This window comes from Bacteroides faecichinchillae JCM 17102 (assembly GCF_000614145.1).
GTDB classification, from domain to species: Bacteria; Bacteroidota; Bacteroidia; order Bacteroidales; family Bacteroidaceae; genus Bacteroides; species Bacteroides faecichinchillae.
The window spans coordinates 61,706-84,512 of sequence record NZ_BAKK01000002.1; the positions used below are offsets into that span (position 1 = coordinate 61,706).

General features: G+C 37.2%; 14 protein-coding genes, 1 tRNA gene and 2 pseudogenes. 15 read left to right on the top strand and 2 right to left on the bottom strand.

Annotated features, from left to right (window positions below; genetic code table 11):
• The first annotated feature begins 173 nt into the window (after window positions 1-173).
• The 7 genes and pseudogenes from JCM17102_RS28760 to JCM17102_RS25685 all read left to right on the top strand — a co-directional run bounded on the left by JCM17102_RS28760 (window position 174) and on the right by JCM17102_RS25685 (window position 11,475).
• Window positions 174-1,412, top strand: coding sequence for a toll/interleukin-1 receptor domain-containing protein (locus tag JCM17102_RS28760; protein ID WP_025073679.1), 1,239 nt, complete (start codon window positions 174-176; stop codon window positions 1,410-1,412).
• Window positions 1,409-4,630: a tetratricopeptide repeat protein gene (locus tag JCM17102_RS01355; RefSeq protein WP_025073680.1), complete on the top strand. Its 3,222-nt coding sequence runs from the start codon at window positions 1,409-1,411 to the stop codon at window positions 4,628-4,630. The genes JCM17102_RS28760 and JCM17102_RS01355 overlap by 4 nt, the downstream gene beginning before the upstream one ends.
• A gap of 145 nt (window positions 4,631-4,775) precedes the next feature.
• Window positions 4,776-6,443, top strand: a complete 1,668-nt coding sequence (locus JCM17102_RS01360; protein WP_033886410.1) for a toll/interleukin-1 receptor domain-containing protein — start codon at window positions 4,776-4,778, stop codon at window positions 6,441-6,443.
• Window positions 6,444-6,550: 107 nt separating this feature from the next.
• Window positions 6,551-6,688, top strand: a complete 138-nt coding sequence (locus JCM17102_RS30590) for a hypothetical protein (protein ID WP_159106301.1) — start codon at window positions 6,551-6,553, stop codon at window positions 6,686-6,688.
• Between the two features lie 13 nt (window positions 6,689-6,701).
• Window positions 6,702-7,136: a hypothetical protein gene (locus JCM17102_RS01370; RefSeq protein ID WP_025073682.1), complete on the top strand. Its 435-nt coding sequence runs from the start codon at window positions 6,702-6,704 to the stop codon at window positions 7,134-7,136.
• Window positions 7,137-7,655: 519 nt separating this feature from the next.
• Window positions 7,656-9,763, top strand: a pseudogene (locus JCM17102_RS25680) (BT4734/BF3469 family protein).
• 427 nt (window positions 9,764-10,190) lie between these two features.
• A pseudogene (locus JCM17102_RS25685) lies at window positions 10,191-11,475 on the top strand (NCS2 family permease).
• A gap of 137 nt (window positions 11,476-11,612) precedes the next feature.
• On the opposite strand, the gene JCM17102_RS01390 reads toward JCM17102_RS25685, so the two are convergent.
• A complete protein-coding gene (locus JCM17102_RS01390; RefSeq protein ID WP_025073683.1) occupies window positions 11,613-11,966 on the bottom strand; it encodes a DUF4890 domain-containing protein in 354 nt (117 codons plus the stop codon).
• 881 nt (window positions 11,967-12,847) lie between these two features.
• On the opposite strand from JCM17102_RS01390, the gene JCM17102_RS31140 reads away from it, so the two are divergent.
• The 8 genes from JCM17102_RS31140 to JCM17102_RS01420 all read left to right on the top strand — a co-directional run bounded on the left by JCM17102_RS31140 (window position 12,848) and on the right by JCM17102_RS01420 (window position 22,377).
• The gene (locus tag JCM17102_RS31140) at window positions 12,848-13,633 is read left to right on the top strand and encodes an IPT/TIG domain-containing protein (protein WP_275564298.1); all 786 of its coding nucleotides are present in this window, start codon (window positions 12,848-12,850) and stop codon (window positions 13,631-13,633) included.
• 140 nt (window positions 13,634-13,773) lie between these two features.
• A complete protein-coding gene (locus JCM17102_RS31145; protein ID WP_275564299.1) occupies window positions 13,774-14,208 on the top strand; it encodes an NHL repeat-containing protein in 435 nt (144 codons plus the stop codon).
• Between the two features lie 36 nt (window positions 14,209-14,244).
• Entirely contained in the window at window positions 14,245-17,004 is a 2,760-nt protein-coding gene (locus tag JCM17102_RS25695; RefSeq protein ID WP_306302448.1) for a SusC/RagA family TonB-linked outer membrane protein, read from the top strand.
• The gene (locus JCM17102_RS32165) at window positions 16,998-17,354 is read left to right on the top strand and encodes a hypothetical protein (RefSeq protein ID WP_306302449.1); all 357 of its coding nucleotides are present in this window, start codon (window positions 16,998-17,000) and stop codon (window positions 17,352-17,354) included. Before JCM17102_RS25695 ends, JCM17102_RS32165 begins: the two co-directional genes overlap by 7 nt.
• Before the next feature lie 13 nt (window positions 17,355-17,367).
• Window positions 17,368-19,323, top strand: coding sequence for a RagB/SusD family nutrient uptake outer membrane protein (locus tag JCM17102_RS01405; RefSeq protein WP_025073684.1), 1,956 nt, complete (start codon window positions 17,368-17,370; stop codon window positions 19,321-19,323).
• A gap of 21 nt (window positions 19,324-19,344) precedes the next feature.
• The gene (locus JCM17102_RS01410; RefSeq protein ID WP_025073685.1) at window positions 19,345-20,304 is read left to right on the top strand and encodes a BT_3987 domain-containing protein; all 960 of its coding nucleotides are present in this window, start codon (window positions 19,345-19,347) and stop codon (window positions 20,302-20,304) included.
• A 34-nt stretch (window positions 20,305-20,338) separates the two neighbouring features.
• A complete protein-coding gene (locus tag JCM17102_RS01415; RefSeq protein ID WP_025073686.1) occupies window positions 20,339-21,844 on the top strand; it encodes a LamG-like jellyroll fold domain-containing protein in 1,506 nt (501 codons plus the stop codon).
• A 92-nt stretch (window positions 21,845-21,936) separates the two neighbouring features.
• Window positions 21,937-22,377, top strand: coding sequence for a hypothetical protein (locus JCM17102_RS01420; protein ID WP_025073687.1), 441 nt, complete (start codon window positions 21,937-21,939; stop codon window positions 22,375-22,377).
• Between the two features lie 198 nt (window positions 22,378-22,575).
• Here the strand turns inward: JCM17102_RS01420 and JCM17102_RS01425 are convergent.
• Window positions 22,576-22,659, bottom strand: a tRNA-Leu gene (locus JCM17102_RS01425).
• Window positions 22,660-22,807: the final 148 nt, after the last annotated feature.

Genomic DNA, 22,807 nt, shown 5'->3' on the forward strand with positions numbered 1-22,807 from the left:
GACAAGGTGTTCTTTTACATCAGACGATTTAAGAATAAAGAGAAACATTTGCTTTTATCTAAATATTAAAGAGATTAACCCAATAAATATCAACGACATATTCTTTTTATCATTTCCTTATTCTATTCCGTAGCAGCATTTAGACGATTTATTTGTACAAAAGACCTCAAGTGATGAAAAATAACCACACCCTTTTATTGCTTTTCCATTCATATTTATGTAGTTTTGTCAATACCCAAGGAAAACAACAATTAAGATTATCGCTCATGCCCAATCAAGAGTTTAAATATTACGCTTTTATCAGCTATAGCTGGAAAGATAAAAAATGGGCTAAATGGCTCCAAGATAAGCTAGAGGCTTACCGACTTCCTAGTATGGTCAGAAAGCAAAATCCTGATATTCCCAAACGTTTCGATATATTCAGAGATCAGACGGATATTCGTATGGGACCTTCTCTGAAAGATATCCTACATGACGAATTAGCCAATTCGAAATATTTAGTCATTGTTTGTTCACCTCATGCCGCCCGATCAAAGTGGGTAAGCAATGAGATCTCCGAGTTCATTGCAATGGGAAAGAAAGAACAGATCATCTTGTTTATTGTCGATGGCATTCCTTATAGTGGCCAACCAGATACCGAATGCTATCCGGACATTATCAAGCAACATTTTCCTGAATATCTGGGGGCTGACGTACATGCAGAAGGAAACGAATCAACATGGAGCAAAAGAGAAAAAGCATTTATCCGGATGATTGCCAGTATGCTGGACCTAAACTTTGACAGCCTTTGGAATCGTCATCGCCGATACCTCCTGCAAAAACTGGTTTCGTATTTCTTCATCTTCCTATGTTCCATCTCGGCTTTATGCTGGACCTGGTATGCCAACCGATCTTTCAATACACAGATGACCATTCACGAAACGACTCTTCATAATCCGAATCTGCCCCCATTAGAAGAAGCACAAGTGATTCTTCAACTAAAAAACGAGATCAAACAAGACACCTTGCATCATATCAATGACAATGTGCTATGGACTAATATTCCGGCAAAATACCGAAATAAACCAGTTAGCATCCGTTTTGTCTGTTCCGGTTTTGAAAGCATAGATACCACTATTGTTCTAAAAGAATCCTTACGTCTTCCTGTCAAAAGAGATCCGGCTGTATATGGTAATATTATAGCTTGTTTGTATGACATAGAAACCGAGCGGGTTCTTCCTGATATATTCGTAGAAATTGAAGGGAGAAAGATTCAAACAGACACAAATGGATATCTGCATTTATTCATTCCTTTAGCGGAACAACGCAAATGTTATACTTTAAAATCATCGGTACACTTAGTAGATACTTGCATCTATATGCCTTGCGATAGTAATGCCATTATTCGTACTCTTTTAAAAACACAGCCATGAAAAGATTTATTCTCTATCTATTAGTACTTATTCCTATACTATCTCTCGCACAAACACAAAGCGGCTATGTGCGTACAGCCGGCAAACCGAACCAGAAGGGGCAACCGTTGGGGGGCGTTTCCATCAAAGTTTCTGGCAATTTCAATGCAGTAAAAAGCGACGAAACGAAAGGAACATTTGCTATTCCAATGAAAGATTATAAAGACGGGACAGCATTCGTACTGCAAAACGTTTATAAAAGTGGGTATGATCTAAGCGACAAAGACTTTCTAAGTCGGAAACATCCTTTCTCCAGCCAAGTACCATTAGAAATCGTTATGATTTCCAGAGCGGACATTATTCGGGTACAGACAGAGATTGAAGACCGGGCCAGAGCAAATGCGGAGAAAAAGTATCATGCACAACTAAAAGAGTTGAATGAACAGTTAGAGACTCACAAGATATCGGATGAGCGATATAGAAAAGAGCTAGCCGATTTGCAAAAGAAACAGGAATCCTTTGACGCTCTGATTGCGATTATGGCAGAACAGTATGCCCGTACAGACTACGATAAATTGGATTCTCTGAATAAGATAATCAATGTCTGCATTGTCGAAGGAGACCTTGAAAAAGCAGATTCGCTGATCGATAGCAAAGGAAATATAGAGCAACGTGTAGTAGCATGCCTAGAACAGGAAAAGGTATTGGAGAAAGCGGAGGATGAATTACGCAAAGCGGAAGCGCAGATTCAGCAAAACAAAGAAAGAGCAGTTCAGCAAAAAGAGGATATCGCACAAGATTTATATAATAAGCATTCCATTGCATTAAGTCATTTCGAGATAGATTCGGCAGCATATTACATAGAGTTGAGAGCGGAATTGGACACGACAAATCTAGTTTATCAACATCAAGCCGCAGAATTTCTATACGAATATAAAGCCAACTATCAAAAGTCAATGTACTATTCCCAACGATTGCTAAATTGCGCAAAAAAGCAATACTATGAGGAAAGTAAAGAAGTAGCAACTGTCTATAATAATATGGGTGTTATTTATGACAGCCAAGGAAAGTACCAGGAAGCATTGGAATATTCAAATAAAGCACTAGAGATACGAAAAAAAGTACTAGATAATGAACATCCAGATGTAATGGAATCATATCACAATGTCGGTACTGTAATACTAGAAAGGCATAAGGAAGGATGGGCATATTACAACAAGGCACTTGAAATATCAGAGAAAATATTAAACAACAAACATTTTATAAATGATGAGATTCTTATAAAAATAGCAAATTTATATAATAGTATTGGCGTTGCTTATTGCAGCCAAGAGGAATATCAAAAAGGAATAGAATATTACAACAAGTCATTAATAATTTTAGAGCAAGCATTAGGTGATAAACATCAATATATAGCTATAGCAACATTATATAATAATATAGGAAGTATTTATTACAGCCAAAAAGAATTTCAAAAAGCAATGGAATACTACCACAAAGCATTAATGATACTAGAAAAAACATTAGGAAAAGAACATCCAACAGTAGCAGTAACATACTGTCATATAGGCGATATATATAGTTCAAAAGAAGAATATCAAAAGGCATTGGAATATCTCAATAAAGCATTAATGATACAGGAAAAAGTACTAGGTGATAAACATCCAGATGTAGCAAAATCATATACTCGCATAGGTGCTATATACATCTTACAAGGAAAATATCAAGAAGCAGTAAAATGCCATAACAAAGCATTAATGATAATTAAAAGAGAGTTGGGAAATAAGCATCTAGACGTAGCAAGATCATATGATAGGATAGGGATCACTTATTACTTACAAAAAGATTATCCCAAAGCACTGGAATATTATCAAAAAGCATTAATAACGAAAGAAAAACTGTTAGGAAAAGAACATCCGGATGTAGCAATATCATATAACAAGATAGGTGAAGTTTATTCATCACAGGAAGAATATCAAAAAGCAATGGAATACTATAATAAGGCATTAACAATACAAGAAAAAACATTGGGAGAAAAGAATCTAGATATAGCAGATTTATACGGCAATATAGCAAGCAATTATTTCTTACAAGAAGATTACCCAAAAGCAGCAGAGAACTACAGTAAAGAATTAATAATAAAAGAAGAGATATTAGGGTCTGAACATCCCGATATAGCAGCAATATACGACATGTTAGGTTTTATCTATCATTCACAAGGAGAATATCAAACATCGACAAAATACTATAACAAAAAATTAATGATACAAGAAAAGCTATTAGGTAAGGAGCACTTGGATGTAGCAAAATTATACAATTATATAGCAGACAATTACTGCTCACAAAAAGATTACCCAAAAACTCTGGAATATTATCAAGAAGCATTAATGATACAAGAAAAACTGTTAGGAAAGGAGCACCTAGATGTAGCTGAATTATACAAAAAGATAGCTGTTAATTACTACTCACAAAAAGATTACCCAAAAACACTGGGATATTATCAAGAAACACTAATGATACAAGAAAAACTGTTAGGAAAGGAACATCTGGATGTAGCAAAATCAATGAATAATATAGGTGATATTTATAGTTCACAAGGAGATAGTCAAAAAGCATTGGAATATTATAATAAAGCACTAATGATATTGGAGAAAACACTAGGATGTGAGCATCCAATAACCGCAACATTATACAATAATATAGGGTATGCTCATTATTCGCTAGGAGAATATCAGCAAGCATTAGAATATTACAAAAAAGCATTGACAATATATAAGATAGCACAAAGCAATGACTCCGCAACTATCAGCCAAGGATTAGTGAAACTTTATGACACATACAACAAAGCTTCAAAGGACCTCAATTTCCCGGGAAGAGAGACCTTTAAGAAAGGATTTAACGATTTTATGAGACATATAGCCTTTACTGCCAAAGTGCTGGAAGGCGACTATCCGGCGGCCAATGAAGGATTGCAGGGAATATATTACATCTGCGCTTTCGAAGATTGGGATATTAACAGTTCTGGAAATTTCTTCGATTACAACGATTCTTTGCGTGGTAAACCTAAAACAATCGTATTACTAAAAGACGGTGTAATCTCTTCTCATCACTTCGACAATCAAATCGGAGTGGAATTAGGTTTAAAAGAAGTTTCGGAAGAAGAAAAGCAACAACTTGTAAAGACCTATAAGGAGTGGAAAGCCAAAGCCATCATCAATCCAAAAGGGAACGTAAAATAAACTGCATCAAGCCTCATTTGCTTAGAAAGCTCTTCGGACGGGGATTTGCAAGCGGTGTAAATAAATAACAAACATTTTCCTTGTTATTTATTTTGTTATCAGTCTAAAATTGTATAAGTTAGCGAAATATTATAAACCGAGTATTATGAAATACGACATCTTTATAAGCTATCGCCGTACCTCCTTCGAATCGGCCAATCTCATTGCTGAGAAACTGCGAAGGGCAGGCTATTCCGTATTTTTCGATGTAGAGACACTACGATCCGGAAAATTCAACGAACAGTTATTAACGGTCATAGAACAATGCAAAGATTTCATCATCGTTCTTCCGGAGAATGCTTTGGACCGTTGCAATGCCCCGGAAGACTGGGTACGTAGAGAAGTATGCCACGCCATGTTGCATCAGAAGAATATCATTCCCATCATGCTTGCCAACTTTGAGTGGCCGAACCCTATGCCACAAGGAATGGAAGAGTTACGAAATTATCAGGCTATCTCTGCTTCTTCATACGAATATTTCGACCTGTCCATGCAGCGGCTGACCGGTTACCTAATAGGTAAACCACATAAAAAACATCAGAAACTCTTACTACGGGCAACTCTTATTGTTGCCATACTCGCAGTCTGTGCCGTCATCGGCTACTACTCTTTCCGACTGATGGCAATCCCCGTCTGCACAGACACTGCGAACACCGTTACACAAGGCATGGGTGTCATCAATTTGTTGGGAGAAACCAACCAAAACCTACAAAAAGAGTGGGACAAATTCTGCCAAAAGCAACATTCGGCTACGAATAATCCGGAAAAAACAGACGCATTGAAGTCGGATATGATCAAAGCGATCAATCATTATCAAGAGGAAATAAACAAATTGCAAACCCAACAGCCTTCTCCTGAGTTTGTAACCGATAACTATAGAACGTTCCTTTTGGGACTTTATGACGTAAATATGACAGAATTAACGGCGTTCGTCCAGACGTACCATTCTATGTTCGACGATCTAAATCATCAGATTGAATTTCTGAAAGGAAGGATGGATGATAATGATTTCAGCTCATTAAACCTAAACATGGCAAAAGTCAATTTCGAAGGCTTCCAATATTCAATGAATTCGCTCTATTACGGTTACCTGGAGTTACTGTCATTGCTCCCGGAGGAATCTCTGAACTTATACAAACAATTATCTCCGCATTGGGGACATTTTCCTAACGGAATAGGTACTACTCTTTCCAAGGAAGAGTATCAACGGTTTCAAGAAAATGAAATGAATAAATTCGAAGCTCTTATCAAAGATACTGAAATAAAAGTAGCCAAAACGGAAGGTGATCTGGATAAACTGGGACAAAGACTGGAGAATTTAGAGAACACCGTAAAACCTCAAAGTGGAAATGAGCAAAAAACAACATCGGAAAACACCCATGCGGAAAGTCAGTTGGAAAAACGAAAAGAGGCTTTAAAAGCTAAACAACAATATGTAGAATCACAAAAGAAACAGTTGGAGGAATTGGATAAAAAATACGTGGAATCTTACCAACGAATGAAAGAAAAGTGCCAACTGGACGAGAAAGACGATCAAAGCTATATGTGGGGAAAGATGTTACATTGGGCGAACTTCATGACAACCATCGTTGATAGTCGCAAACAAATGGAAGAAAAGGGCGTTTACTCTACTTCATCCATCACACCGGAATTGGCTTTAGCAGATTTGAACAGTCTTCTGTCCTGCTATCAGACCTATCATCCGGAAGCGAAAATTTATCTACCTGCCATGAAAGCTTTTTATAAAGAGGTCGCTCAAGCAAACGTCCGTTAGCCGGAGTATTAGTTTTCGGATTCAAAGATGATGCAGTCCACCCTCTTTTAAAAGCCGGAGATATTATCATCACCCGTAATGAAACACCCATTATCAAATATGAAGATTTGCAGAAAGCCATTAAGGCCAATAAAACGGGCCCTGTCACTTTCCTTCGTTTGTCTTCCGATGGAGTACTGAAAGAACATACAGAGAACATGCCGGATACTAAAATATTAGTGGGATATATGGATTTAAAAGAATAATAAAACGATCATCATGGGAACGTTCAATTCTAGTAAGACATTCTACGCATCATCGACGCTAATACCGACAATTGCGCAAGACATCACCGCAACTTTCAAAAATGAAGAATATGAAGTGCAAAGTCAGCAACTGAAAAATGGAGGATACGACATCTCCATCACGAAAGGAGGAGTATTCAAAGCCATCATCGGTATGAAAACAGCACTGAAAGTGAATATCATACCTAATGGAAATTATATACAGATTACTGCCGGTGTAGGTATCTTTGGTCAGCAAGCTATTCCGACGGTTATTTCCATGCTCTTCTTCTGGCCCGTCCTTATCACGCAGATTTCCGGTATGGTGTCCCAGTCTAAAATGGACGATCGTGTAATGGAAATAGCCAACAATACCATCCATCGTATGGCTCAGCAACAAAATAAGAGCGCAAATCCAAGTATTCCTTAATCTGGAGAATATCTGATTTTCCCTTTTGACTTATCAGATTATATCCCGAAACCGTTCTACTAGAGAAAAACCATCATTTTCTCTATCAACCTATCACCAGTTTTCTGTATTCCCCTATTCATCGTACTTTCAAGAGGTGATAGGTTACTTTTCAACCTATCACTTCCTCTATCACCTATCACCGGCAAACTATAGAACCTATATTTACCAGAAAACATACAGATAAACTAGATGTTTTTAGCCTCTAAACACTTTGTTCAAATGTTTGTAACAAAGTGTTCGTCTTATTGAAACAGAGTGTTTCACACCGAGAAACAAAGTGTTTCATGCCTTGAAACACTTTGTTCCACCCTATAGAACTGGAATTATAGCATTACTTATAAAATATTCATCCTTATAATTTCTATTTTTCCCTCAACAATATATTTATAAACATGCTGCATCATTTGGAAAACCGGAGAATAAGCAGTATCTTTATATGTCCTAAAGACAGGGCACAAATTAGAAAACATTTTTATCATGAAAGTAACTTTGATGCGGGAAAACGGTGGAGCAACAACCATGCGCACGCTTGACGCAGACCTACAAATGAAAGCGATGATGCATGAAACAAAAGCTCAACCGGTAAGCAATCTGCGGATGAGCATACGATACGCATCACCGGACAGTCAACTGGAAGGAGTGGAAAAACTATCGAAGATCATCCTGCTGCCGCTTTCCGAAAAACGCCTAACGGTATGCAAATGACCGAATACAACGGGGTTGTACAAATAGAAGTAAACCACTTGGCAAATCAGGTGGAAGTAAATCTGGTAAAACAGGAAGCCTCCGAACTTTCCCAAACGTTCGCCGCATTCATGGGATCGGGAGCCCATTCCGTAAAAATATGGATACGGTTCACACGACCGGACAATTCCCTACCGACAACGCGGGAAGAAGCCGAAATATTTCAGGCTCATGCTTACCGGAAAGCTGTCAGCCTCTACCAACCGGTATTATCTTACCCCATCGAATTGAAAAACCCGACTTTGGAACAGTTTTGCCGGCAGACATATGATCCGGAACTCTATTATAACCCCCAATCTACTGTCGTCTACCTGCGCCAACCGTTAGAGATGCCTGCAGAAACGACTTACAAAGAAACCGTCCAGGCGGAATCATCCCCCTTTAAACGGTTAATTCCGGGATATGACAGTTTCGATACACTGTCCGCACTTTTTGAAGTGGCACTAAATAAAGCATATCAATCGTTGAGCGAACTCCAACCAAGTCTGCACACCCACTCCGACGAAGACCTAAAGCCCTTGTTGGTTCAGTTAGCCCGGAACTGCTTTTTGGCAGGCATACCCGAAGAAGAAACCACTCGTTGGGCAATCGCTCATTTCTATACAAAAAAGAAAGAATTCCTCGTCCGACAAACAGTGCAAAACGTATATACAAACGCAAAAGGATTTGGCAAGAAATCTCCCCTCTCTCCGGAACAGGAACTGGGGCTTCGTACTGAGGAGTTTATGCAACGACGATATGAGTTCCGCTACAACACCATAACCGCAGTAACGGAGTATCGAGAACGAAACACGTTTTGTTTCTATTTTCGTCCTATTAGCAGCCGTATACGAAACAGTATCGCCATAAATGCGCGATTGGAAGGGTTAAATCTCTGGGACAGAGATGTGATTCGGTATCTCGACTCCGACCGTATACCGATATTCAACCCGATAGAAGATTACCTTTTCAGTTTGGATGTCCGTTGGGACGGACGCGACCGGATACGCGAACTTGCTAACCGAGTGCCTTGCAACAATCCCCATTGGCCAGACCTATTCTACCACTAGTTCCTGAACATGGTTGCTCATTGGCGTCAGATAGATCGGAAACACGCAAATTGTACGGTTCCTTTGCTAGTCGGTCCGCAAGCTTACCGGAAATCAACATTTTGCAGGAGTTTATTACCTCCTGAATTACAAACATATTATAACGACCGTATTGATTTCAGTAACAAACGGGATGCAGAGCTATCTCTCAATCGCTTTTTACTGATCAACCTGGACGAATTCGACCAGAATAAAGAAAATCAACAAGCCTTTCTGAAACATATTCTTCAGAAACCCGTCGTCAATGTAAAGCGTCCGTATGGCACAACTACCGAAGAGATTCGGAGATACGCCTCTTTCATCGGGACGAGTAATCATAAAGACTTACTGACGGACACTTCAGGGAATCGGCGTTATATCGTCATCGACGTCATGGGACCAATAGATTGCTCACCAATTGACTATGAACAACTTTATGCACAAGCCATTCATCATCTTTACAAAAATGAACGTTATTGGTTCGACACACAAGACGAAATGTTTATAGAGGAGGGTAATAAGGAGTTCCAGGTCATGCCGATTGCCGAACAATTGTTTCACGAATATTTCCGCCCGGCTTGTGAAGGCGAAGAGTGTGAACAGTTACTCGCTATCGAAATATTGGAACAAGTACAACACGACAGTAAAATCCATGTTTCAAACTGCAATATTATTCAGTTCGGAAGAATCTTGCAGAAGAACAAAGTACCTTCTACAAGGTCAAAAAGAGGAAACATGTATAAAGTGGTGCGGATAAAGCCTGAAAAAGGATAAATATACGATTTATTGAAGGTGATAGGTGATAGATGAGGTGATAGGTTGAAAAATAACCTATCACCTCTTGAAAGTACGATGAATAGGGAAATACAGAAGATTGGTGATAGGTTGATAGAGAAATTGATGTTTTATCTTGGAGGAGCGAAAATTCATCGAAGACACAGTCTGCAGTGCACTATATCCATAAATTCATGAAACTTGTTCCAATTCTAGTCATTTGGAGAGTATCTTAAACAAACATATTATTAGTAAGGTCTTTCCTTGTCATATTCTTATCCGTTCCTTTGTTTTTCTGCTCAAAAATTCACAATGTAGATTAGTAACTGTAACAAAATAGATTCATGTTTCATTATAGCTGATTATTTTATCTATTTTTGTAGTACAAAAAAATCACTTACTACAGAATACTTTTAATAAAACAGTTATGTTACAAAAAATATTTGGATTCAATCCTAAATCAATGCAACTGAAAACCGAAATATTGGCCGGACTTACTACATTCTTGACCATGTCCTATATTTTGGCTGTTAATCCAAGTATTTTAAGTGTAACTGGCATGGACAAAGGAGCTGTATTTACTGCAACTGCTGTTGCTTCCTTCATTGCCACACTCATCATGTCTACCTGGGCTAAATTGCCTTTTGCATTAGCACCCGGAATGGGTTTAAATGCTTTTTTTTGCATTCACAATCTGTTTAGGTATGGGAAATACATGGGAATTTGCATTAACTGCCGTCCTCATCGAAGGAATCTTATTTATCTTATTAACTCTTTCTAATCTCCGAGAAGCTATGCTCAATGCCATACCAAACTCGTTGAAAAGTGCTATTGGAGCAGGTATCGGGCTATTCATCGCTTTTATAGGATTACAAAATGCCGGTGTAATAACCAATAATGATGCAACCTTAGTGACACTGGATAATATCACGTCAGGATCTCCTTTACTTGCACTCATCGGCCTTGCCATCACGTCTGTATTACTTATCAAAAAGATTAAGGGTTCTATGTTATGGGGAATCCTTGCTACTATGCTAATTGGTATACCCATGGGTATCACAGAATATAACGGGATTATAAGTACCCCACCGTCATTGGCACCAGTTTGCTTTAAATTCGATTTTTCTGAAGTCTTCACAAGTAAAATGGCATTTACCGTATTCACACTTCTGTTTATTGATATGTTTGACACCATAGGTACTCTTGTCGGTGTTTCCAATAAAGCCGGAATGATGGAAAACGGAAAAATTCCACATGTCAAAGAAGCGTTTATGGCTGATGCTATCGGCACTACAGTAGGTGCAATGCTAGGAACCAATACCGTTAGCACTTATGTTGAAAGCGCATCGGGTATCGCACAGGGAGGACGTTCGGGTATTACTTCCTTTGTAACAGCTCTTTGTTTTGCTGTAGCATTACTTTTTGCCCCACTTTTTCTCTCTATTCCAAGTGCAGCAACTTGTCCCATCCTAATATTAGTAGGATTGTTTATGATGTCTCCAATTAAAGAAATTGATTTGGATGATTATACGGAATCAGTCCCTGCATTCATCTGTATCATCATGATTCCGATGGCTTATAGCATTTCTGATGGCATCGTACTTGGGCTTATAAGTTATGTACTTACCAACTTACTTTGTGGTAAATTTAAAAAGATATCAATTACTATGTATATTTTAGCAGCACTATTTACACTCAAGTATTTGGTGTAAATATCTTATATAATATATAAAAAGAAGAAAGTATATCATTTTTCAACAATATACTTTCTTTCCTTTTATGAAATGACAAATACATTGTCACCTCACACCCTATTTATAAATAAAAAAGTTTAAAAGAATAAGCGAAGTTATTTAGTTCTCTTTTTTCTGTTCTCGTTTTCCTTTTTACGCATATCCTGATATTTTTTGTATTGCTCATCAGTTAAGATCTTTTTTATCTTAGCTTCTACTTCTGCTCTCTTCTTTTGCATTTCTTCGCGCGAAGGTCTTTCACCCGATTTCTGTTTAGCAGGTCTCATTTCCTCCAGAGCTGCTTTAAAATCTTTGGCCTGTTTTTCATTCAGTCCCAGATCTGTAATCATTTTCTCTACTCGCTTTTCTCTATCAACTTTCCTTTGTTGACCTTGTGGACGATTTTGTGCAATGCAAACTGTTGTTCCTATTAATAAAGCAACAACTAAACTTAAAATCTGCTTTTTCATATTCTAATTATCATATTAAGTGAATAATGTATATATGACTACATAAATGACCGAAAGTTAATTCCAGTCTAAAGAAAAAAACATCATTTTTGCATTATTTATGTATTAAGCGGTTAGAAGGAATAAATTCTTGCCCACAGCATTTCGTAAAGTGAATACTTGAAATGGCTTTGGATTTTTTGCTGATTTTTTAGTATAGTATTTCACTTTTAATTAGTGATAGTCCCACTTTATCCTTTACCTATAATGCTTAAAAATATAAACGTAATGTAACTTTTATTAGTTACAGAGGAAGCCCAAACACTAGTAAAACTACTTTCCTACTTCGATATAAAACATCAATCAAGTAGATATATTAACGTAAATCTAACCTAATAATGACATTCAATCAGCGGACAATCGACTATCAAATAGAGTACAAATAAAAAAATCACCAAGAAAACAATAATAATAAACAAGACACAAAGTTAATATTAGGGACAAATTAGTTAATATAGGCGCCATAAATAAAATTAACCGGAGTTAATCCTTTAAAAAATCATATAATTATTATACTTTCGCAAAACCGTTAATAAGATAAAACAAAACCTTATTAAATTATAACTAATACAAAATAAAACACTAATTAATGAGAAAGAAAGTATAAAAACACACTACCTTTTTTAGTGAGATTAACATCCTACTAAAGAATACTTAGAATATAAGACCTATTGTTATATCTTTAATTATTAAAAACAATGAAAAAACTATGTACAGAATCACCTCCAGACAACCTTATTTATGAATAATAAGTAGTCAATTATCCCAATTAACCATTATCTAATTAATTATTAAATTCATTCTTTAATCTATTACTTATGAAATTTAATAGAAAAACAAGTTTGAGATTAGGAATTAGTATTCCGCTATTTCTAATCGTTGCATTATCTATTATTAGTGGATGCAATAACAGTGACCTTCCCCCTATTATTTCCAGTGCACAAAGTACGCCACCGGATTTCAGTAAACCAATTATTTTAGAGTCATTCAGCCCAGACAGTGGTGGCGTTGGAACTCAGCTTGTATTGAAAGGACAGAATTTTGGTACAGACAGTAACTATTTGTATGTTACTGTCAATGACAAGAAAGCCAAAATTGTTGGTGTAAAGAACGATTACATTTACGCAGTAGTTCCTGCCCGTGCAGACACTGGATACGTGCGCTTATATGTGGGACAAGGAGACAACGTAGAAGAGTATGCATTGGATAAACCATTCCGCTATAAATTTAAACGTAACGTAACGACTTTAGCAGGTAAAGACCAAGAAAATGGACGTATAGACGGTGACTATGGAGAAGCACGTTTACAACGTCCTTGGTTTCTTCTTGCCGATAAAGATGATGCAATGTACTTTGTTGACGAAGGTCGTGGAACGGATAAAAACGGAGCCTTACGCCGCGCACGTGAAGACTTAATAGAAACATTAGTACAATGTTCAGCAGGGCCATTCCAATCACCTACTTGTTTGGCTTTCAGTCAGAACGAGGATACACTTTATATAACCAATAAATCCAGTCATGAGGTAACAACAGATGTTAATATCCTCTATTGTACACGTGCCGGAGGATTTGTTGATACTAAACCTTTCGTTTATATGAAAGCGCAAAAACACAGGGAATTGCAGTAAATCCGAAAACTGGAGAAGTTTTCTTCGACAGCCAAACAGACGGATATATTTATCGATATACTGGCACCGGTAAGACTGCAACGCAAGAAGATACACCATACGAACAACTCTTCCGTATCAGTGGAAGTTCAAATGTGGAGATGAGAATGTTATTCTCCCAAGATGGTTCCACACTTTATGTTGTAATTCGTAATAGACATTGTATCTATAAAATAAATTATGATACAGAAACTCGTACATTTGGTGTTCCGGAAATGTTTGCAGGACTTTGGGGAGAGTCTGGATATGCCAACGGAGTTGGAACAGGAGCACGCTTTAATTGGCCAGGACAACCTGCTCTTGATGAAGATGGAAATCTATATGTCCCTGACAAAAGCAATCATTGTATCCGCAAAATAACTCCACAAGGTGAAGTTTCATTATATGCCGGTAAAGGTACCGAGGCAGGTTATAAAGATGGTACTCCCGATCGTGCCCGTTTCCGTGATCCTGAAGCCGTCGTATTTTTGAGTGACGGTGCTATGTATGTAGCCGACCGAAACAATCACTGTATACGTCGAGTTGTAGTAGAATAAATAATATGAAAAATAAACAGATAATTATAATATATTATGAATAACATACAGCGGGCAATTTTTATGTTACTACTCTTACTGGGTACACAAATCTCAAGCTTTGCCCAGCAGTCGAGACAAAACAATACGATTGAAGTAAAAGGTATTGTAAGAGATGAAATGGGGCCAGTCATTGGAGCTTCTATTATAGCCAAAGGACAACCAGGATTGGGAGTAACATCTGATATAGATGGAAAATTCAAATTAAAAGTTAGTCAATTTGATATTCTGGTCATTTCATTTCTTGGCTACGATGCAGTCGAACTCCCGATTGTGAAAATCAAAGATATCTCAAATGTAGATATCAAATTAACTGAAAGTAGTAAAAAAATCGACGAAGTCGTAGTTACAGCTAGTGGTACACAAACCAAGAAGACTCTAACTGGTGCTTATACATCTGTAGATATTAAACAATTAGCATCTCCTTCTGGAAATCTGACAAATTCTTTAGCAGGAGTGGTTCCTGGTATCATTGCTGTTCAAAGTTCAGGTGAACCGGGTGAAAACATGTCTGAGTTTTGGATTCGAGGTATTAGTACATTTGGTAGCGGTAGTGGAGCACTTGTATTGGTAGATGGAGTAGAACGAAGCATGAATGAAATACCGGTACAAGATATTGAATCCTTCTCTATTCTGAAAGATGCATCTGCTACAGCTCTCTATGGTTCCAAAGGTGCAAATGGTGTTGTATTAATTACCACCAAACGAGGTAAACCAGGTAAAATTAATATCAGGGCTCGTTTTACTTATGGTTATAATCAAACAGGACGTATGCCACAGTTTGCCAATGCATATGATTGGGCTACATTAGCAAATGAAGCCAAAATAGGACGTTATGAAAGTCCTCTGTATACCCCAGAAGAACTCAATATTATCCAAAACGGACTAGACCCTGATTTGTATCCTAATGTAAACTGGCAAGATCTTATGCTGAAAAAAGGAAGCCCACAATACAAAGCAGAAATCAGCTTCTCAGGAGGAGGTGATAATGTTAGATACTATGTATCTGGACAATATTATGATGAAAATGGTATTTACAAGACTCAAAGTTCAGAAAATAAATATAATACCAATTCCACTTACAAACGATACAATTATCGTGCAAATGTTGATATGAATCTAACTAAAACCACTTTAGTAAGAATTGGAGTAGGTGGATGGTTAGTTGACCGCACACAACCAGGTGCAGAAGGAGACAATATCTGGGGATCATTCTCAGAATTTACTCCTTTAAGTTCTCCACGTAAATATTCAACCGGACAGTGGCCCCATGTTAATGGTCGTTTGACACCTGAAATTCAATTAACTCAAACTGGATATAGAACCATATGGGAAAATAAAGCAGAATTAAACGTTACTTTACAACAAGAACTAAATTTTATTACTAAAGGGTTGATATTTGAAGGTACTTACGCATTTGATACACAAAATTCAAATATTACCAATCGCCGTAAATTACCTGAATTGTGGGTAGCTCAAAACTATCGTGATCAAAAAGGTCAGTTAATTCTTCGTAGGACATCTAATCCACAGACGATGACTCAAACTGTGACGACCGAAGGCTGGAAACGTAATTATTTACGTGCCCATTTAAAATACAATAGGTTATTTGCAGAGGTTCACCGCGTAGGAGCTTATGCCATGATTTATCAAGAACAAAATGCAGATACCAGACTTGCCAATGAAGGTGATATTATCGCCTCTATACCTCACCGTAATCTCGCCTATTCAGGAAGTTTTACTTATGCATTCCGCGACAGATACTTGGTGGAGTTCAATTGGGGATACACAGGATCCGAAAATTTTGAGCATGGCAAACAATTTGGCTTTTTCCCTTCCTATTCTGCTGGATGGGTTATTTCTGAAGAACCTTTTATTAAAAGAATTGCACCATGGCTAGAAATGCTTAAAATTAGAGGTTCTTATGGTTTAGTAGGTAATGATAATATCGGTGGACAACGTTTTCCTTACATTTCTTTAATAGGAACGACCAATGGTTATAACTGGGGAGAATTCGGTTCTCACGGAATTCAAGGATACCGTATAACAACAGTTGGAACTCCAAAATTAACCTGGGAAACTGCCAAAAAATACAATTTAGGTATTGATTTCAACCTTTTTAATAGTAAAATAACAGGTACAGTGGATATCTATAAGGACGTACGCGATGATATTTTCATGAGACGTAATCACATGCCATTAACTACAGGTCTGGCCGATCAAACCCCAATGGCAAATGTTGGACGTATGAAAGCCACAGGATGGGATGGCAACATTGCTTTTTTACAACGAATCGGACAAGTAGATATTACATTACGCGCCAACATGACTTACCAAAATAATGAAATTGTAGACCGTGATGAAGCAGCTAATGAACTTTGGTATAAAATGGATAAAGGATTCCGCCTCAATCAGACACGTGGTTTGATTGCGCTTGGATTATTCAAAGATCAAGAAGATATAGATTGCAGCCCATCACAAACAGGATTAGCAACAGATGGACGCCCCGTTTTACCTGGAGATATCAAATACAAAGATGTAAATGGTGACGGTGTTATTACAGATGATGATTATGTACCATTAGGATATAGAGAAATGCCAGGCTTACAATATGGTATGGGTGCAAGTGTCCAATGGAAAAATCTTTATGTTAATGTTTTGTTCCAGGGAGCTGGTAGACGTGACTGGTTTGTGGGTGGAAACGGACCTCATGCATTCCATAACGGAATGACAGGTAACATTCTTCAAGAATGGTAGATGGGAACCGTTGGAGTCCAAGAGAAGTCTCTGGTACAGCTGACACAGAAAATCCGAATGCAGACTGGCCACGTTTAACTTGGGGGAATAATGCAAACAACAATCGTAAATCTACTTTCTGGATGAAAAACGGACGTTACTTACGCCTAAAAAATGTGGAAGTTACTTATGATCTTCCCAAAGCGTTTGCTCGCAAAGTATATATGAGCAATATACGTCTAGGCTTTGTTGGAGAAAATCTCTACACCTGGAGTCCATTTAAATGGTGGGATCCGGAAGGAAACAATGAAAGCGGTTCTAATTATCCAATTAGCCGGACATACTCATTCTCAGTTCAAGTTGAATTCTAACAAAATATTAAATATGAAAAAATTAATATTCAACATAATAGCAATAGGGACAATCTTTATGCTTAGTTCATGTGCCGATTATCTTAATGTAGATAAATATTTCTACGATCAACTTTCTCTGGATTCGGCATTTGCAAAGAAAATTTATGTAGATGGATGGTTGGCTAATGCCTATGAAGGAATGAATTTTATGGCAGAGTTTAAAGAGCGTTACCGCTGGGGTTCTGATGACCTGATTAATCCAGACGAAAAGGCAATGCAGAATGGTAATTACAGTGCTGATGACCCATTAGACAATATGGATGGTCGTGGTGCAGCCGGTACAATGTATAAGGTATACGAGACAGTACGCAAAGCTTCCACATTTATTGACAATGTCGGCAGATGTCCCGAACTAACACTCACAGAAGTCTCTGATTATACCGCACAAGCACATTTCCTACGCGCTTATGCTTATTGGTCTTTACTTCGTAGATACGGTCCTATTCCCTTAATTCCTAAAGAAGGATTAGATGTGAACCTTTCATATGAAACACTTTCATTGCCACGTTCCAAATTCGATGATATCATTAACTTTATTAACGAAGATCTGGAGCTTGCAGCTGTAAATCTACCGGTAAGACGTACCATTAATAACATGGGACACCCTACCAAAGGAGCTGCTCTGACTTTACGTGCACGAGTACTTCTGTATGCAGCAAGTCCATTATTTAATGGAAATACAGACTTATTTAACATGAAAGATAACGTAGGGAATCAATTAATTAACCAAACTTATGATGAAGGGAAATGGGCACGAGCTGCTGCCGCAGCTAAAGACGTAATGGAATTAAATCAATATTCATTAAATATCATAAAACCATCAGCAACAACTATCATGCCTCCACACCATGCAGAATATTCGGATAAAGAATTTCCTAACGGCTGGGCTGATGTTGACCCATATGCATCGTATAAATCAATTTTTGATGGAACAATCCTTGGTTCTAAAAATGATGAATTGATTTTCACCCGTACCAATGAAGGACATAACACTATTAGAGGATTAGTGGAGTCTTGCATACCACGAACCTTAAATGGAGGTAATAAAATTGGCGTTTCCCAAAAAATGGTAGATGCTTATTATATGAATGACGGACGTACCATCCAAGAAGGAAAAGCTGACGGCTATTACCAAGAAAGAGGCTTTACAACTAGTTCAACAGAATATCCATTTCTACCAGCAAAAGTCTCATTACAATATGCTAACCGAGAACCCAGATTCTATGCATCTATTGCATATAATGGTTCTATTTGGGAATGCGAAAGTGCGAACGAAAGTAAATATAGAAGGCAACAGCTTTTCTACTACAAAAATGAGAACGACGGAAAACTAGGATTCAAAGAAGATCTCCCTTTAAGTGGTATTGGTTTCAAAAAATTCTATAATCCTGAAGATGCGTTAACGACTGGGGGATATGTGGTAAACAAGACAGAACCTTCAATGCGTTATGCAGAAGTACTATTGATTTATGCAGAAGCACTTAACGAGCTGACTACCACGCATAATGTAGTAACCTACAACGGAAATAGTACGACCATTTCACGTGATATTGAGGAAATGAGATATGCTTTAAAACAAATCCGTTTCCGTGCCGGTTTACCAGATTTTAAGGATGATATATATGCTGATCAAGGTGAACTCCGTACCAGAATAAAAAGAGAACGACAAATAGAATTTCTTGGTGAAAATGCTTTCCGTTTCCTTGATAATCGTAGATGGAAAGATGCTATGGTAGAAGAAAATATGCCATTAATGGGTTGTAATATCAACATCAGTTATGATGAAGATAAGATACAATTATATTATGTACCTACAGCCATTACTTCAATGCCTAAAAACTTTGAACAAAAAATGTATTTCTTCCCTATACCGACCGAAGAACTGAAGCGAAATGTAAATATGACCCAAAACCCAGGATGGCAATAACAACATAATTAAGTTATAAATATGAAACAGATTAAAAATATAAGTCTTATTTCCTTGCTTTTATTGGCGTTTTCTTCTTGTGTAGACGAGTTAGATGACGAATTATTCACAAAGTTCACTAACCTGAAACTAAGTGGATGGCAAGAAACGTCCTTGAATATTGAAGAGGATAATACAGCTATATTACCTCTATATTTTGGAATAAACGGAACTTCCGGTAATGATAAAGATATTCAAATCAAAGTTGGTTTTGATGCTGATACATTAGATGCCTATAATTGGGAGAAATATAAGAATGAAACAAGTAAATACTACCAACAGTTACCCGAGGAAAGTTTTACTTTAAATCAAAATACATTTACAATCAAAAAAGGAGATCTAAACACAAGTGGGTATTGTACAATAGACCTTTCCCTTATTGGAGATTTGTATGATAATTACGTATTGCCTTTGAAAATCACATCTTCTGTAGGCGAACCTATCGGTCCAAATAAATATTCTAAAGCATTGTATCACATTGCCTTTAAGAATCATTTTTCTGGAAACTTTGCTGGATATGGTACTATAAAAGAAGAAGGTACCAGCTATACCACTTCAGCTAATGGTAAAACGTTGTATGCAATTTCTAGAAATAAATGTTATATGTATGTAGGTAATGTAACACGTGATAATAGTACTGACTTCAAACAATATATCGTTGAATTAACGTATGACGAGACAACTAAGAATATTACATTAAGTACAAAAAACAGTGCGTTAGATCTAGAAGCAGAACCTGTCAGTATTACACGTAAATATACCAAAAATACCACTGATCTGCGTAAGTACAACGAAGAAACTGTCATTGTTATGAATTACAAATATAACGATTTGTCAGAAGGCAGCTCCGCACGTTATTCATATGAAGGTACATTGACGATGAACCAAAGCGTATGGGCAAAAGACTATCCAGATGTACCTATAGAAGATGAAGAGGAGTAAACGAAGAGTAATTATTAACTAAAGATTAATAAACATGAAAAAAATATTATTCATACTATCAATAGTAACGCTCCCACTAGTGTTTACCAGTTGTAGCGATGATGACGACAATGGAGGTAATACTATTCCCGCTGATGCCGTAGAACTGAAAGTAGATGAAACAGAATTGCAGATTGCACAAGAAAATAGCCGTATAGTGAATATTACGGCTGGTAATGGAGATTATAAGGTAACTTCCTCTAATGAAGAAGTGGCAACAGCCACTGTCGATGGTAAAGTGATTACAATTACAGCACTTCCAACAGATAATAATGCGGAAGCAATAATTGTTGTGACAGACAAATATTATAAAAGAGCTTATATTAAAGTAGAAACGGCTGCTGTCTTTGGAATACGTCTTAATAAATCGGAAGCCACTCTTTTTTCCCAAGTTGACGGACAGGATGTATTCACGTTCAAAATTATCACTGGTAACGGTGGATATAAGGTAGAATACCTTGAAAACCCTGATAATTGTACAGAACTAATCGGAATAGAAGATATAGAAACGACCGGTACTTTTACTGTGAAAGGTTTAGATAATGGTACAGCCAAAATCAAAATAACCGATAAATTAAATAAATCTCTAACAGTTGTTACAAAAGTAATTGCTCCAGATCCACTCATAACAAATTACGACGGAAAGATTCTACAATTTAGTGCAACACAACAGAACGGAAAAGTAGAAATAATCAGTGGTAATGGAGGATATAAATTGGAAATTGCTGATCCAAGCATTGTTAAAGCATCCATGAACGGCAGTACAATTGAAATAACCGGTAAGAAAAATGGTTCTACATACATCACAATTACTGACTCTAAGAAACAAGAGAATAAATTGACTGTAACAGTAGATGGAAAGAATTATGGCTTAGCGCTCGATAACAAATTCTGGCTCTATGCAAATTTCGGAAATATAACTGATAATAAGCTTGTTAAAGTCAAACAAACAACTTGGGAAATCATTTGTCGTTTGAACTCACTTTCATGGTTAGAGACATTTATTGGTATGGAAGGGAAATGTCTATTACGTGGAACAGGAGATGGTTCACATATTGAATTATCAGCATTAGGAGATGCCTTTAAGTTCCATAGTAAAACTGAACTTAAAACAAATGAATGGATACATATCGCATTTGTTATAGACTGTTCTAAAACTAATCATAAAGAACAATACCGCTTATTTATCAACGGAGAAGAAGATGATTATATCATCGACAATCAAAGTAATAGACATGAAGAAGTAGATTTAGCCTCAAGTAATGACGATAACAAATTCACACTTGGACGTGCCTGTGGTGACGACCGACGTATGCTGAATGGTTCTATCGGAGAAGCTCGTGTATGGACTGTTGCCCGTACGCCAGAGCAAATCAGAGCTAATCTGTGGAGACTAACAGAAAAGGACCCTGTAGGCTTACTAGGCACTGGGAATTTAACGCCGGAATTGAAACAAATTATATTCAAGATATTGCCGGAGGAAAGTTTGAAAACAACTTAACCATTTGTGGTAAAGGTGGTGCTATTAGTACTAAAGTACCTATGTCGGCATGGATTGAAAAAGATTATCTAAAATAATAAAAACGAAACGATATGAAAACACTTTATAAGTTATTATTATTATCCTTCCTGTTTACTTGGACATTTTCATCTTGTAGCGATGACGATGACGTAACATCCTTAATAAAAGATCCTGTCATAGATACTGTGGCTCCGGTTTCATTGTTACGTGCAGAAGTAACAGAGAATGAAAACGAACTGCTAGTCAAATGGACGAATCCGATGAACAAAGATGTGTATCGGGTAGAGATTTCTTATTCAGCAGTCACCGCCCGTGCATTTTCCGGGAGTCCTATACTTGTTGAAGCATCTAAAGGTACCGAAGGAGAAGTACTCATTACTGTACCTTGCTATGATGTCTATACCATTTCTGCAGTAGCCATAAATAAAGCAGGTATACGCTCCCCCAAAGAAAGTGTAAAGGCAGAACCTTATCTTCCTAAAGCTACGGAATCTGACGACAAAGAAGAATAAAATATCTGAAATCTAAAATAGGAACCATCACAGAACTCAATTTTGTGATGGTTCTCTTTTATAAGTACATTCTGATACGGGAAGAAAATACACAAAAAATCTTTCAGAATTTTGGAATGACCCGTTTTTACATTGATCCCAAGTTACAAGGAGTAGAAAAGAAAAACGGAGAGAGTTTTTCAACTTTCTCCGCTTCAGTACCCAGACCCGGGGTCGAACCGGGATGGAAGTGAATCCACTGGTGTTTGAGACCAGCGCGTCTACCGATTCCGCCATCTGGGCGCATACTTGATCTCTCAATTGCGGTGCAAAGATACGACTTAATTTTAAATTCACAATAGTTTCGCTAAAAAAAGGAGCAAAAATTTATAAAACATATCTGAAACGCTTCTATATTCAGAGAATAAAGTGTACATTAGCAGAAACTTTA

What these genes read in the sequence shown, in the direction of transcription:
- JCM17102_RS01415 (WP_025073686.1), top strand. Translation starts at nt 20,339, where the DNA reads ATGAAAAAAATATTATTCATACTATCAATAGTAACGCTCCCACTAGTG.
- JCM17102_RS01360 (WP_033886410.1), top strand. Translation starts at nt 4,776, where the DNA reads ATGAAATACGACATCTTTATAAGCTATCGCCGTACCTCCTTCGAATCG.
- JCM17102_RS01370 (WP_025073682.1), top strand. Translation starts at nt 6,702, where the DNA reads ATGGGAACGTTCAATTCTAGTAAGACATTCTACGCATCATCGACGCTA.
- JCM17102_RS01405 (WP_025073684.1), top strand. Translation starts at nt 17,368, where the DNA reads ATGAAAAAATTAATATTCAACATAATAGCAATAGGGACAATCTTTATG.
- JCM17102_RS01420 (WP_025073687.1), top strand. Translation starts at nt 21,937, where the DNA reads ATGAAAACACTTTATAAGTTATTATTATTATCCTTCCTGTTTACTTGG.
- JCM17102_RS01390 (WP_025073683.1), bottom strand. Translation starts at nt 11,966, where the DNA reads ATGAAAAAGCAGATTTTAAGTTTAGTTGTTGCTTTATTAATAGGAACA.
- JCM17102_RS32165 (WP_306302449.1), top strand. Translation starts at nt 16,998, where the DNA reads ATGGTAGATGGGAACCGTTGGAGTCCAAGAGAAGTCTCTGGTACAGCT.
- JCM17102_RS28760 (WP_025073679.1), top strand. Translation starts at nt 174, where the DNA reads ATGAAAAATAACCACACCCTTTTATTGCTTTTCCATTCATATTTATGT.
- JCM17102_RS25695 (WP_306302448.1), top strand. Translation starts at nt 14,245, where the DNA reads ATGAATAACATACAGCGGGCAATTTTTATGTTACTACTCTTACTGGGT.
- JCM17102_RS31145 (WP_275564299.1), top strand. Translation starts at nt 13,774, where the DNA reads ATGAGAATGTTATTCTCCCAAGATGGTTCCACACTTTATGTTGTAATT.
- JCM17102_RS01355 (WP_025073680.1), top strand. Translation starts at nt 1,409, where the DNA reads ATGAAAAGATTTATTCTCTATCTATTAGTACTTATTCCTATACTATCT.
- JCM17102_RS01410 (WP_025073685.1), top strand. Translation starts at nt 19,345, where the DNA reads ATGAAACAGATTAAAAATATAAGTCTTATTTCCTTGCTTTTATTGGCG.